The sequence below is a fragment of the Bradyrhizobium sp. MI1.4 genome (genome assembly GCF_055811315.1).
Map to the genome: position 1 here is coordinate 43,685 of NZ_JBVVPP010000007.1, position 13,079 is coordinate 56,763.

Genomic DNA, 13,079 nt, shown 5'->3' on the forward strand with positions numbered 1-13,079 from the left:
GGCCGGATTGGCGGCCGCGATCTCGGGCGATGAACAATATTCAGCCGACCAGCCTTATCAGCCCACAAGTCTTGCGACCGCGTCCGCAGGCGACATGATCTCGCGGGCGCCGTCACTTCGCCGCTTGAGCTCGACGTTGCCGTCGGCGAGCCCTTTCGGCCCGATCATGATCTGCCACGGAATGCCGATCAGGTCGGCGGCGGCGAATTTGGCTCCGGCGCGCTGGTCGGTGTCGTCGTAGAGCACGTCGACGCACTTGGCGGACAGCTCCGCATAGAGCTTCTCGCAGGCCGCATCGACCGCGGCATCGCCCTGCTTGAGGTTGAGAATCGACACGCGGAACGGGGCAACGGCCTCCGGCCATTTGATGCCGGCATCGTCATGGCAGGCCTCGATAATGGCGCCGAGCAGGCGCGAGACGCCGACGCCATAGGAGCCGCCGTGGATCGGCACGTCGACACCGTCGGGGCCTGCCACCAGCGCCTTCATCGCCTCGGAATACTTCGTGCCGAAATAGAAGATCTGCCCGACCTCGATACCGCGGGTGTTCACCCGCTTGTCCGCGGGCACTTCCTGCTCGAAGCGCGCGGCGTCGTGAACGTCTTCCGTCGCCGCATAGACCGACGTCCATTGCTTGATGATCGGCGTCAAATCGCTCTCATAGTCGACGTCCTCGCCCGGCACCGGCAGGTCCAGCACGTCGCGATTGATGAACACGCCGGATTCGCCGGTCTCGGCCAGCACAATGAACTCATGACTGAGATCGCCGCCGATCGGGCCGGTCTCGGCGCGCATCGGGATCGCCTTCAGCCCCATCCGCGCGAAGGTGCGCAAATACGCGACGAACATCTTGTTGTAGGCGACGCGCGCCGCGGCCTCGTTGAGGTCGAATGAATAGGCGTCCTTCATCAGGAACTCGCGGCCGCGCATCACGCCGAAGCGCGGACGCTGCTCGTCGCGGAATTTCCATTGAATATGATAGAGATTCAGCGGCAGGCTCTTGTAGGACTTCACATAGGCGCGGAAGATCTCGGTGATCATTTCCTCGTTGGTCGGGCCATACAGCAGCTCACGCTTGTGCCGGTCGGCGATGCGCAGCATCTCGGGGCCATAGGCATCGTAGCGGCCGCTCTCGCGCCAGAGGTCGGCAAGCTGCAGCGTCGGCATCAACAGTTCCAGCGCGCCAGAGCGGTCCTGCTCCTCGCGCACGATCTGCTCGATCTTCTTGAGCACGCGGAAGCCGAGCGGCAGCCAGGCATAGATGCCGGCGGCCTCCTGCCGGATCATGCCGGCACGCAGCATCAGCCGATGCGAGACGATCTCCGCCTCTTTCGGATTTTCCTTCAGAATGGGCAGAAAGAACCGCGACAACCGCATGGCAATACTCGAGGAATCAGTGATGACTTGCAGTGAAACCGGATTGGGAGCCAAAACACAAGACCGGGAATGAGGAAAACCCGCTAACACAGCGGAATTCCTGTCATTTTTCCGTCGACTTCAGATTCGACGTGATGTGCCGAAGAGCCCGATTCAGGGCGCCGCCACCTCAAGCTCGTCCTCCAGCGTGATCTTCTCGAAATCGCTCACCAGCGCGTCGATCCGCACATGCCAGCGGCCCGCAAAGGGCAGCTCGACCTTGCGCACGTGCCAGTAGCTGTCCGGCCCGAGCGAGGCGTTCCGCTCCATCGGCTCGATGCCGCGTTCAAGCAGGCTCAGCGTCAGCGTCACCTCCTTGGCCTCCAGCACCGCTCCCTCGCCAGTCATGAGCTGCAGGACGAAATCGTCGATACCCGCCTTACCCGGCGAGACCAGGATCTGAAACATCGCCCTCTCCGTATGGATGTGGATCGCCAGCGGGGTCTCCGGAACGATCGTCCGCGGCGGCGGCGTGAAGCGCCAGCCGGCGACCACGGCGAAGATGCCGAGCGCGATGGCGCATTCGATCACGATCGAGCGCTTCAGGGCCGGCGCAGCCTTGTGATCTCCCGCCAGCGCCGGGGTCAGGCGGAAGCGGTTGAGCGCGGCAAGCGCCAACAGCACGAGGACCAGCGCGAGCTTGATCGAGAGGATGAGCCCGTAGCGGGTCTCGACCAATGCAGACGGATTCTCAAGCTGGACGATGGCGAGCGCGAGGCCGGTCAATGCGAGAACACCAACGACCGGCGCGGCGAGGCGAGAGAAGCGGTTCACGACAGGCAATGCCACGGCGGGCCGCTTCGATAACAGGGCGACCAGCGGTGCGAGGGCTCCAATCCAGAAGGCAACACCAAGACCATGGAGAAAGATTGCCGGCCGGGTCAACAGTTCGGGCGGTGCCGTAGCGGCGTGCCCGGTCATTGCCAGCGACAAGCCGACGCCGACGAAGGCAATAATGGCCAGAGCGCGCGCGCACCACGCGCTGCCTAGCGCCAGCAATGCGAACAGCATTGCAGCGACGGCCACGAGCAAGGCGGGGCCCGCGCTGGTCCCGAATGCCACTTTCCAGGGAGCCATCGTCGCGAGAGCCGACAACGGTAGCCCGAGGAGATCAAGCCCCAACACGCCAAGGGACACCACCGCGCTCGGGAGACCGATGGCGAGCGCCACGCACGGAACAGTTATGCCGGTCATCGACCACGCAACCCACCGTGCAAAGAAAACGCCGCCGACGCCGACGAACACGCCAAGATAGAGACCGACCCGCGCCAGCCAGATCAGCACGTTCAATCCGCCATCGGCGTTTGCGGGAGGTTGCGTCCCCGTCGGCGTGCCTATCGAGAAGATCACCGATCCAACGACGGGATGGCCATCCTGCGAGATCACGCGATAGCTGACGACGGCCGTGCCCTGCGGCAGGTCCGCCGGCATCGCAACCGAGATGGTCTCGCCCGATGCGCTGACGCGCACGTCATCCCGCGCCCTGCCTGCGCCGTCGATCAGCCGGATCGCGCCCGGCGTCACTGTCTCGTTGAAACGCAACTCCACCGCCTTCGGCGCGCTCGCGAGCATGCTGCCGCTCGCCGGCTCGACCGCGACCAGCGCCGCGTGCGCCGAAGCGCCGGTCGCGAAACCGACAACGAGGAGCAGCGTCGCGACCGCGGCGAGCAGGCGCATCAGGGTTTTGGCAGGAGTTTTACGCCTGGCGCCGGCGATTTGCTCTCATGCGAATGCCCTGCCCCCTCCGCTGGAATTTCGATCCAGCGACTGAGGCCGGTCTCGCATTCCTGGACGACGGGGAAGTACAGGATCGTGTTCGGCTTGAGCGTGTCGGTCAGGGCCGTGTGCATGACGAACTCGTCATAGTTCTTGTCCGGCAGCTTGCCGCCGGACCAGGTCACCTCCTTGACGCCGGAGGAGAGCTTGTTGCCGTGATAGTCGTATTCGCTGGCGTATTTGCCCTCGACCACGTCAACACTCCAGCCCGCCTTCGGCATCGGTTTCACCGCGATCACGCCTTCCGGGATCTGCACCCGGATTTTCACCGTGGGCGAGCCCGCGCAACCGTGCGGGACGGCGAAGACGGCCTTGTACGATCCCCCCACTGTCGCCTGCTTGCCTTCGAGGAAGACGTGCGCAGTCGCTGGCGTTGCCGCAAATACGCCCAGAAAGATCAGCCAGGTTCGCTTCGACATATTGAGTCTCCCGAAGGTCCAGATCACGCTGGTCACATCTTCATTCCCGAATGATCAGGCATTTTCTTCATCATGTGCCCACTGTCGCCGGGCGCCTGCGCGCCGACGCCTTGGACGTCGAGGGAGACGGCGACCTTGCCGGCCTTCTCGAACTGAAGCGTCACCGGCACCTTGTCGCCCTGCTTGAAGGGACCCTTCAGCTCCTGAAGCATCAGGTGGTAGCCGCCGGGGGCGAACTTCACCGTCTTGCCGGGATCAATCACGAGCCCCTTGTCGAGCAGGCGCATCTTCATCACGCCATTGTCCATCGCCATCTCGTGGACCTCAGCCTTCCCCGCGATATCGGCGGAAACGCTGACCAGCTTGTCTGCCACGGTGCCCTTGTTCTCGATGGTCAGATAGCCGCCGGCCACCTTGGCTCCGCCTGGTGTCGCCCGGCTCCACGCCTGCGAGATGACGAGATCGCCGGCCTTGATGTCCTCGGCCTGCGCGGCGGCACAGGCGGTCAGCAACAGTGAAATTGCAAGGAGAGTTCGTCCGATAGTCTTCATGTTGATTGCCTCTTTCGCGATTGATCGGGCCGAGAATGGCCCTGCATTCTTCCACAACGACCTTCCGTCAGCATCGGCATTCGGAATGCCGGCCTGCCGCGGGCCGAATATAGGCCCAAGCGCCCATTTGCACGTCACCATCGATACCTCATTCCAGCGTACACTGCCCGTCCCGTGCCCGGCTCAAACAATGCTGACGTCGCCGTCGCTCGATCGATGATGCTCGCGCTGGCTGTGTAGGTCTTGTTGGTGAGATTACGCCCCTCGATGTAGGCAGACATCGGGCCACCATTGTCGAAGCCGGCTTTCAATCCCAACAGGGCGTAAGGCTCTGTCGTCAGCGTGTTCATGCTGTCGACGAAGTAGGCCTGTGGCACCCATTCGACGTTGGGTCCAACATAGAAACCGGAAGGGTGCTTGTAGAGAAGCTCCGCCCGCAGGTAGTGAGTTGGAGCTCCCGGCAATCGATTGTTTCCGAAGGTCGGATCTTTGTCGAAGCGGAAGTCGTTGAAGGAATAGGCGACATTCAGCCAGACCTTGTCCGGCGCAGGGCCATTGACGAAGATGTCACGAAGGATTGCTGCGCTCGCGCCGGCCTCGATGCCTTGATGAAAGGTGCGGTCGGCATTGGTCACATTGCAATTGCCGAAAGTACTATAGAGGCATTGCAATTCGTCGCGAATGTTGGCCCGGTAGGCCGTCAGTTCCCAGGCATAATCAGATCGCTTCATGCGAGTCCCGATTTCGTACGTGGTCGCAATCTGCGGGCGGATGCTGGTGAACGGGATCGTCGGAATGCCGAGACCAATCGCGCTTTCGCCGAAGCTCGGCACCTCGGCACTCCGCGAGACATTGGCGAAGGCTTGCCAGGCCGGATCAATTTGCCACAACACACCGCCTTTCGGCGACCAGAGATTAAAGCGCGTTGCCCCCGATTGATCCCCGTCGCTGATGAAGCGATCCTGCCGATTGCGGGTCGCGTACAGAAATTGCGTGCCGCCGATCAGCGCAAGATTTGGAAGGACGTAGAAGCTGTCCTCGACATAGGCGGAAATATTCTCCGACCGATCGATCGAGGAAGAAAGCAGTGCGCCCTTCTGCCCGCCAATGTTGGCGAACTGCTGGTTGTCAATGCTGCCGTTCAGCACATTGACGCCTGCGACCAACTTGTTGCGGAAGCCGCCAATGGTGCGGTCATCCGTGATCTTCGCGAATCCGCCGTAGTCCTTGTAACGGTAGTCCAGCCACTGGAAGATCGGATGCATCAAATGGCGATCGACGCCAAAGGCGCCGAATTCGACTTTGGTGTCATCGAAACGAACGGTGGTTTTGTTGGCGAGCCTGACAGTATCGATATTGCGCTGCTGATCCATCGCAACATTCGCGGGTGCAGCAGCTTCCGGATCGGTCAAAGCGGACATCTTGGTCACGGTACCCGGAATTCGCTGCCGCACCTCGTTGGCATTGAGGTAGAACCGTGTCTCGACATCCGCGGAGAACTGGTAGCCCACATTACCGCTCAAGCGGTTGCTCGAGCCGAAGCTGTGATCGCGAAATCCGTCTGCGGCCTGCGTGGAAGCGGTCACGAAGCCGTCCCACGGACCGTTGACGCCTCCTGCGTTCGCCTGAAGTCGTTTGTAGCCGAATCCTCCGACATCGAAGGACACACCATGCGGAAACGAGTCGCGGCCGGTCGGGGTCACGAAGTTGATCGCGCCTCCCAGCGAATTGGCGCCGAACTGAAGCGCGTTGCCGCCCTTGAAGACTTCAACATATTTGTAGGCGCTCGGATCGATCTCCTGGAAATCGCCATAGCCATCCGCAGTGTTGATCGGAATGCCGTCCATATAGAGCTGCACACCGCGCAGATGAAAATTGCGCGACAGGCCGGACCCACGAATCGAAAGGCGGGTGTCGTCGCCCCATTTGGGCTGGGCGTACACGCCGGGCACGTAATCCAGAACATCCTTGATCGTGTTGGACGGCGTCGAGTTCCTGTACGCCTCGGCCGACACGAGCGCCACGCCGCCCGGAGTCTGGTCAATTTCCGCCAGCGCTTGTTGAGCAGTCAGAACCGTCAGGGCACCCGGAGCCCCTGCACTCTGGTCGCTCACGGTTTCCTGCGGTGATGGGGTCGTTCGCAGGCTTCGGGTGATGCGGGCCGATCGCGCAGAATTGCGTGGCGGTCGGACCGCCGGCGTACGCTTCTGGTGAGGCGCCTCAACCGTGATCGGCGGCAGCACTGCGCTGCTGTCTTGGGCAAAGGCTCCGCTCGACGACGCAAGCAGCGCGGCCTGAATGGCAACGACGCTCACGCCAAGGCGGGCATGACAACGTAACATGGGGCATTCCTGACGCCGGGCTTTCTCTCCGGCCATTCGACAGCATCAATCGCCTGCGGCGGACCGCGGCGATCACGAGAGTCGTCAGGAAAATTGAGGCGGGGCGCGCGCCTGGGCGTTTGTACCCTTATGGGCCGCGCCGGCGAATGCCTCCGCCGCGTGCCACACCACGCGCTGGGCGTGGCGCAAGGGAACGGAGAGTGCGGCGTGCGGCGGCGAATCGGGCGACGCGCCCACCTGCGCCAGGCAACAGAGGGCACACGTACCGGCATGTGCGACCGGCGTACCCGCCGGATCGTTCAGCCCGCCTTGCTCGCCTGCGCTGTGGCAGATGACGGCGGCGGACAGCGGATCGGCCACGGCCTGGCCGGCCGCCAGACAGGCGGCAATCGGCGCCAGCACCTGCATAACTAGGGCAAGCAGGACCAGAGGTAGGAATTTTTGCAGCCGTGCGCGCATCCGCCGAACCGTTTGTTCGTCTACTAACTAAACACCGGCGGATGGCCAAGTCGAGCCCGGTTCCGCCGCCTTCTTGGTCCCGCGCAAATTCCCCGGAAACTGTGGTCCGGCCGGCCCAAGGGAGGGGACCTCCGGGATTTGAGGCAGTCGAGACCTGGCCCATCCACAGATTTCTTATATTTGTCATACACTTATGCGGCCGGCCGTCCGATCATTTCGTCAATTGCTCGAATTTTGAACATTCGTTGCCGAAAATGATGACAAGTGAGAAAAGTTGATCTAGCATCCTTTTGCTCAGGCTGGCCGCGAGGTCGAAGTCTGGTGGTCCAAGTCTCGGGAGGAGCCCCTGACGCGCAAAATGCAGCGTCGCCCCGCCAATCAAGATCAAATCTTAGAATCGGGGATAATAGGGTCGACACAATTTTCGAGCGGGGCTAGGGCCCCGCTCTTTTTTTGTCTGCGGGGCTAAAGCACCGATGAATGCTTCTCCCAATCCGATCGAACAGAGCTTTGAACTTGCAGCCTCGCGCTGCACCGATCTCACGCCACACGTCTATCAACGGCTGTTCGAACAGCATCCCGAAACGCGGGCGATGTTCCGCACCCAAGGCAGCGAACTCGTGATGGGATCGATGCTGGCTCTCACGATCGAGGCCATTCTCGACTTCGCCGGTGATCGCCGCGGGCAATTCCGGCTGATCACATGCGAGGTCGTATCGCACGATGGCTACGGCACGCCGCGCGAGCTGTTCATCGCCTTCTTCACCGTCATCAGGGATACGCTGCGCGATCTTCTCCGCGATGAATGGTCGCCGGACATGGCGCAGGCATGGGACCGATTGCTCATCGAGATCGACGCGTTCGCCGGCGCCCCGGCCTGACGCTTTGCGCTGCACCAACACGGGCTCGCGGCGACCCCGCCGTTGATTGCGGATTGAGTGGTACCAACTCTTGTGAGACACTTTCGAACATCGGTCGCGCAATCAATGACGCGCCGAGATAGAATTGTATGGGAGCGAGCGATGTCCGGGACGAAAGATTTCTCGACGACGAGGCGCGATCTTCTTCAGGCGGCAGCAACCGCCGGCGCCGCGACTGCCATCCTCGGCAGCATAGGCATAAACCCCGCCCTTGCAGCCGAAGTCGGACGAAGCGAGAAGCCGCTGAAGGCGGCGTTCTCCAACGCGGGCCTCCAGGCGACCTGGTGCGCGCAGGGCAAGCAGGCCGCGGAATTCTGGGGCAAGCTGTTCAATGTCGAGGTCACCTGGTTCGACGGCCAGCTCGATGCCGTGAAGCAGCGCGCGGCGATCGACAACATGGCCTCGCAGAAATGGGACTTCGTCGCGATCCAGGCTTTTGGCATCGGCACGCTCACCCAGCCGGTGCAGAAGATGATCGACGCCGGCACGCCCGTGATCGACATGGACACGCTGATTGCGCCGCTCGACCAGATCAACGTCCACTCCTTCCTCGCCCCCGATAACGAGTTCATGGGCGCCTCGGTGACGCAGGCGCTGTGCAACGCCATGGGCGGCAAGGGCAAGATCATCATGACGCAAGGAGCCCTCGGCCACACCGGCGCGCAGGGCCGCGCCAAGGGCTTCAACAACGTCGTGAAGCAATTCCCTGGGATCGAGGTGCTCGACACCCAGCCGGCCGACTGGGATGTGTCGAAGACCGCGCGTCTCTGGGAAACCTACCTGACGAAGTATCCGCAGATCGACGCGGCGTTCTTCCACAATGACGACATGGCGCTCGCCGCCGCCAACATCATGAAGGCGCGGGGCCGCACCAACATCCTGATCGGCGGTGTGGATGCGATGCCGCCGGCGATCCAGGCGGTCAGCGAAGGCCGCATGTTCGCCACCGTGCGCAATCCGTCCTGCCGCATTCATGGCGGCGCCATCATTGCGGGCGTCTCCGCCGTGGCCGGCGGCGAAAAGAGCGGACAGGGCATCCCGAAGAACGTCGTCACCGACGGTCCGGTCGTGACCAAGGCCAACGCCGCCGGCATGCAGTGGATGCAGGATCATTTCCTGATCTGAGCCTCCATGCGAGAGGATCGTTCACCCATTCTGGAACTGCAGGGCATCACGAAGAGCTTCGGCGGCGTCGAGGCGCTTCGTGGTGTCGACTTCGCGCTTTCACCCGGCGAGATCCATGGTCTCGTCGGCGAGAACGGCGCGGGAAAAAGCACGCTGATGAAGATCATCGCCGGCGTGCACACCGAATTCTCCGGCCGCTTCCTGATCGACGGACAGGAGATGCATTTCCGGTCGGCCCGCGATGCCCACAGCGCCGGCATCGCCATGGTGCACCAGGAGCTCTCCGTCGCGCCCGACCTCACGGTTGCGGAGAACGTGTTTCTGGGCAACCAGCCGACCAACGCCCTCGGCCTCGTGCAATGGCGGCGGATGGCGCGGGAGGCCGGCGAGCAGCTCGCCCGCTTCGGCATCGACGTCGATCCGATGAGCAGGCTCGGCGACCTCCCGATTGGGCTGCAGCAGCTGATCGAGATCGCGCGCGTGCTGTTCTCCGGCGCGCGCATCGTCATCCTGGACGAGCCGACGTCCGCCCTCTCTCCGCCCGAGGTCGAGCGATTGTTCGCGACCCTGCGGCGCCTGCGCGAGGAAGGCACGGCGATCGTCTTCATCTCGCATTTCATCGAGGACATCTTGCGCGTGTCCGACACGGTCACCGTGTTCCGCAACGGGCGGAAGGTCGCGGAGACGGCAAGTGCCGCGACCAACAAGGGCGAGCTGATCGAGGCCATGATCGGCCGCGGCGGCGAAGCGCTCGAGCACAGCTACAGCGACGATTTGATGCTGCCCCAACCGAGCGACAGCTCGGTTGTCCTAAGGGTCGACCAGCTGTCGCTGGCCCGCAGCCTGAAGGACATCTCCTTCGAGGCGCGCGCCGGCGAAGTGCTCGGCATCTACGGCTTCATGGGCTGCGGCCAGCAGGAGCTGTCGCGCATCTTGTTCGGCAAGCTGAAGCCGGACGGCGGCACGCTCGCTGTCGAGGGCAAGCCCAAGACCTTCGCGAGCACGGCGGCGGCGCGGCGCGCCGGGGTGGCGCTGGTGCCGGAGAGCCGGCGCGCGATGCTGTTTCACCAGGAGCCGGTTTACAAGAACATCTCGATCAGCATCCTCGATCGCATCTCGGCGTTGCTGCTCAAGCCGGCGCAGGAGCGCGACATCGCAAAGCGCCAGGTCGAGCAGCTCCAGATCAGGCCGCCCGTGGTCGGCCTCGATCTCGGCATGCTCTCCGGCGGCAACCAACAGAAAGTCGCGCTGGCGAAATGGCTGACCTATCCGCCAAAACTGCTGGTGCTCTGCGAGCCCACTCGCGGCATGGATGTCGGCGCCAAGAACGACGTCATCAACATCGTCCGTGATCTCCGCGCCAGGGGGCTCGCGATCATCGTGCTGTCGACCGAGCCGGAAACGGTGCTGTCGCTGGCCGACCGCATCCTGGTGCTCAAGCGCGGCGCATTGGTGCGCGAATTCAAGAACGAGCCGGTCAGCAAGGACCGCCTGCTGGAAGCGGCGTGACGGAGAAGCACCATGGCAAGCAGTGACACGGCTTTGGCGGCGGGGCAGCGGACGCGAGGGCTTGCGCCCTTCCTGCGCTCGCAGATGCGCAACATCGCCCCGTTCCTGACGCTGATCTTCCTGTCCGGCTTCTTCGCGCTGGCCAGTCCGTCGTTCGCGACGCTGGACAATCTCGGCAACATCCTGACGCAGGTCTCCGTCACAGGCATCATCGCCGTCGGCCTCACCTTCGTGATCCTCTGCGCGGAGATCGACCTCTCGATCGCCAGCATCGCCAACGTCACGGGCATCGCGGTCGCCTACTTCACGCTCCAGGAATCCTACGTCAACATTCCCAACATTCCCCTGCCCGGCGCCGCGGCGATCCTGCTGGCCATTTTGCTCTGCGCGTTGCTCGGCCTCGTCAATGCGCTGGGGCTGACCGTGATCGGCATCCCCTCCTTCATCATGACCCTAGCGATGATGCAGATCGCGGCCGGCATCTCGGCGCTGCTGGTGCGCGGCCAGATCGCCTACAAGGTGCCCGGCGTGATCACCACGCTCGGCTCGGGTTCGATCGGCGGCATCCCATGGATCGTCATCGTCGCCGCGATCATGCTGCTCTTGGGACATCTGGTGCTGACCTACACGCGCTTCGGCCGCTACGTCTACATGGTCGGCGGCAACCGCGAGGCGGCCGAATATTCCGGCCTTAACGTCAAGCTCATCCTCGGCGCGGTGATGGTCATTTCGGCGGTGTGCTCCGGGATCGGCGGCATGCTCGGTGTCGCTCATTTCGGCAGCGCGCAGCAGAACGAGTTCGACACCTATCTGCTCGACTCCATCGCTGCCGTCGTCGTCGGCGGCACCAGCCTGTTCGGCGGCCGCGGCGGCATCGGCAACACCATCGTCGGTCTCTTCGTTCTCGGTGTTCTCAACAACGGCCTCGACCACGTCAACATCGACAGCTTCCTGAAAATCCTGATCCGCGGCCTGATCCTGCTGGCAGCGCTGGTGATCAATGTTTATGCGCAGCGGCTGAGGGAGAAAGCGGTGGAATAGCCGCCCCTCAAAACAAAAAGCGCGAAAACAACCCCATGCACAGTAGAGACTGTGAGGGAATTCAACGACTTACAAAAACCCGAAATTGTGTAGCTGCGACCGTGGCGGCATTTGACTCGTCGGGCAAAACAGGAGCAGGATGTCATCGTGGCAGCGGGCGCGGATGGGCTCAGGGTCGCTCCCCAAACTCCGTCATTGCGAGCGCAGCGAAGCAATCCAGGCTGCCGCCGCGGAAAGATTCTGGATTGCTTCGCTGCGCTCGCAATGACGACGTGACAGCAGGGGCAATCCAGCCTCACCTCGATCGCGGAGCATGAGAACGCGGCTTAGCTCTCCGCTTTCTCATCCGGCGCAAGCCGCGAGAACCGGAAATTGCAGTGGCTCGCACCGCCCGCTAACGTCTGTGTCCTTTCCAGCCGGATGCCTCGCGCTGCGTAGGCAACGAAATCGAGCCCGCAGATGTTCGGCAAAATGTCCTTGTCGCCATGGCGCGCCGCGAGTTTGCAGAAGCCGCAAGCCTTGTAGTTGATGCCGAACTCAAAACTGTCACCCGTATCAGGCTCGACGAAATCGTAGACGAAATCTTCCGGAAATTCGGTCTGATGGCTTTCAGTCGCGCTTCTTGCCGCCTGCTCGCGCAGCAAGGCCTGGTTCTCCGGCGACATGAATTGACGCCCTGAGGCGAGACGCTCCGCTTCAGGCGCGGTGAGCAATTGCGCCTTGTAGGTTTCCCGCTCGATCTCGCCGATCACAGGCACCGGCACGCCGTGGCGCCGCAGCACCCGGCTGATGGCCATAAAACCCAACAGACGCATGAAGAAATCGCTCATGCGGCTTGCCGCGCCGCCGACATAGGGCATTTGGATGAGCACGATTTCGAACTCGTCCATCACCTCGCGCCTGATCTCGTCGATCTCGGAAAGTTGCGCGCACTCACGCAACATCGCTTCGGCCAAATCGAGCCGATCGCGCATGGCGGCCTCCATTGCACCGCGATGCGCTTCGTAAAACGGATGGATGATCTCAGCCATGGGACACCCGATATGATTGGCTCATTGCAAAGTCGGCTGGTTCACTCCGCGGCGATCGCCTCGATCTCCAGCAGCCATTTGCTGTCGACGGTCTCGACGATCACGACCGTCAGCGCAGGCTGGTGTTCGCCCAGCATCGCGCGACGAATGGAGCGGTTGGTCACGAGTTGATTGCGGTCAGTCAGGAACGTGGTGACCTTGACCAGATGCGCGATGCCAAGGCCGGCGGCAGCAAGCACCTCGATCAAATTGCGCCAGGCCTGCTCGCACTGCGCCTCGAAACCTTCGGGCACGGTGCCGTCGAGTCTCTCCGGCACCTGGCCGCTGATGAACAACAGGCGGCGATACTGCGTCAATTCAAGTCCCATGCAGTAGCCGCCGGCAGGCGCATGGACTGTTGCGGGATTGTGGCTGACGAGGTGAGCTGGGGGCACGAGGTTTCTCCGGATTGCGGGTCGGACCGTATCCGGCGCCATCACCGCTCCGCAAA

General features: G+C 62.7%; 12 protein-coding genes. 4 read left to right on the plus strand and 8 right to left on the minus strand.

Annotation, left to right across the window (positions count from 1 at the left end; genetic code table 11):
• Window positions 1-57 precede the first annotated feature (57 nt).
• From proS to AC0L23_RS10350, 6 genes are all read right to left on the minus strand, one after another.
• Window positions 58-1,377, minus strand: coding sequence for a proline--tRNA ligase (gene proS / locus AC0L23_RS10325; RefSeq protein ID WP_085353302.1), 1,320 nt, complete (start codon window positions 1,375-1,377; stop codon window positions 58-60).
• A gap of 153 nt (window positions 1,378-1,530) precedes the next feature.
• Window positions 1,531-3,093 carry a copper resistance CopC/CopD family protein gene (locus AC0L23_RS10330; RefSeq protein ID WP_085353304.1) on the minus strand — a complete coding sequence of 521 codons (1,563 nt, stop codon included), beginning with the start codon at window positions 3,091-3,093 and terminating at the stop codon, window positions 1,531-1,533.
• Window positions 3,093-3,611: a YcnI family copper-binding membrane protein gene (locus AC0L23_RS10335; RefSeq protein WP_162496494.1), complete on the minus strand. Its 519-nt coding sequence runs from the start codon at window positions 3,609-3,611 to the stop codon at window positions 3,093-3,095. Before AC0L23_RS10335 ends, AC0L23_RS10330 begins: the two co-directional genes overlap by 1 nt.
• A 32-nt stretch (window positions 3,612-3,643) precedes the next feature.
• Entirely contained in the window at window positions 3,644-4,162 is a 519-nt protein-coding gene (locus AC0L23_RS10340) for a copper chaperone PCu(A)C (protein ID WP_085353308.1), read from the minus strand.
• Window positions 4,163-4,296: 134 nt separating this feature from the next.
• The gene (locus AC0L23_RS10345; protein WP_456654121.1) at window positions 4,297-6,504 is read right to left on the minus strand and encodes a TonB-dependent receptor family protein; all 2,208 of its coding nucleotides are present in this window, start codon (window positions 6,502-6,504) and stop codon (window positions 4,297-4,299) included.
• A gap of 84 nt (window positions 6,505-6,588) precedes the next feature.
• On the minus strand, window positions 6,589-6,963 hold the full coding sequence (locus AC0L23_RS10350; RefSeq protein WP_085394838.1) for a DUF2946 family protein: 375 nt from the start codon (window positions 6,961-6,963) through the stop codon (window positions 6,589-6,591).
• Between the two features lie 476 nt (window positions 6,964-7,439).
• Here AC0L23_RS10350 and AC0L23_RS10355 point away from each other — a divergent pair, with 476 nt between their 5' ends.
• From AC0L23_RS10355 to AC0L23_RS10370, 4 genes are all read left to right on the plus strand, one after another.
• Complete coding sequence (locus AC0L23_RS10355) at window positions 7,440-7,844, plus strand: globin (protein WP_018455065.1); 405 nt, start codon at window positions 7,440-7,442, stop codon at window positions 7,842-7,844.
• Between the two features lie 141 nt (window positions 7,845-7,985).
• Complete coding sequence (locus tag AC0L23_RS10360) at window positions 7,986-9,008, plus strand: sugar ABC transporter substrate-binding protein (protein ID WP_018455066.1); 1,023 nt, start codon at window positions 7,986-7,988, stop codon at window positions 9,006-9,008.
• A gap of 6 nt (window positions 9,009-9,014) precedes the next feature.
• On the plus strand, window positions 9,015-10,517 hold the full coding sequence (locus AC0L23_RS10365; RefSeq protein WP_446481777.1) for a sugar ABC transporter ATP-binding protein: 1,503 nt from the start codon (window positions 9,015-9,017) through the stop codon (window positions 10,515-10,517).
• Between the two features lie 12 nt (window positions 10,518-10,529).
• The gene (locus tag AC0L23_RS10370; RefSeq protein ID WP_026232870.1) at window positions 10,530-11,558 is read left to right on the plus strand and encodes an ABC transporter permease; all 1,029 of its coding nucleotides are present in this window, start codon (window positions 10,530-10,532) and stop codon (window positions 11,556-11,558) included.
• Between the two features lie 326 nt (window positions 11,559-11,884).
• Here the strand turns inward: AC0L23_RS10370 and AC0L23_RS10375 are convergent, their stop codons facing one another.
• Both AC0L23_RS10375 and AC0L23_RS10380 read right to left on the minus strand, forming a co-directional pair.
• Window positions 11,885-12,589 carry an L-2-amino-thiazoline-4-carboxylic acid hydrolase gene (locus AC0L23_RS10375; RefSeq protein ID WP_473356840.1) on the minus strand — a complete coding sequence of 235 codons (705 nt, stop codon included), beginning with the start codon at window positions 12,587-12,589 and terminating at the stop codon, window positions 11,885-11,887.
• 41 nt (window positions 12,590-12,630) lie between these two features.
• A complete protein-coding gene (locus AC0L23_RS10380) occupies window positions 12,631-13,023 on the minus strand; it encodes a RidA family protein (protein WP_026232871.1) in 393 nt (130 codons plus the stop codon).
• Window positions 13,024-13,079: the final 56 nt, after the last annotated feature.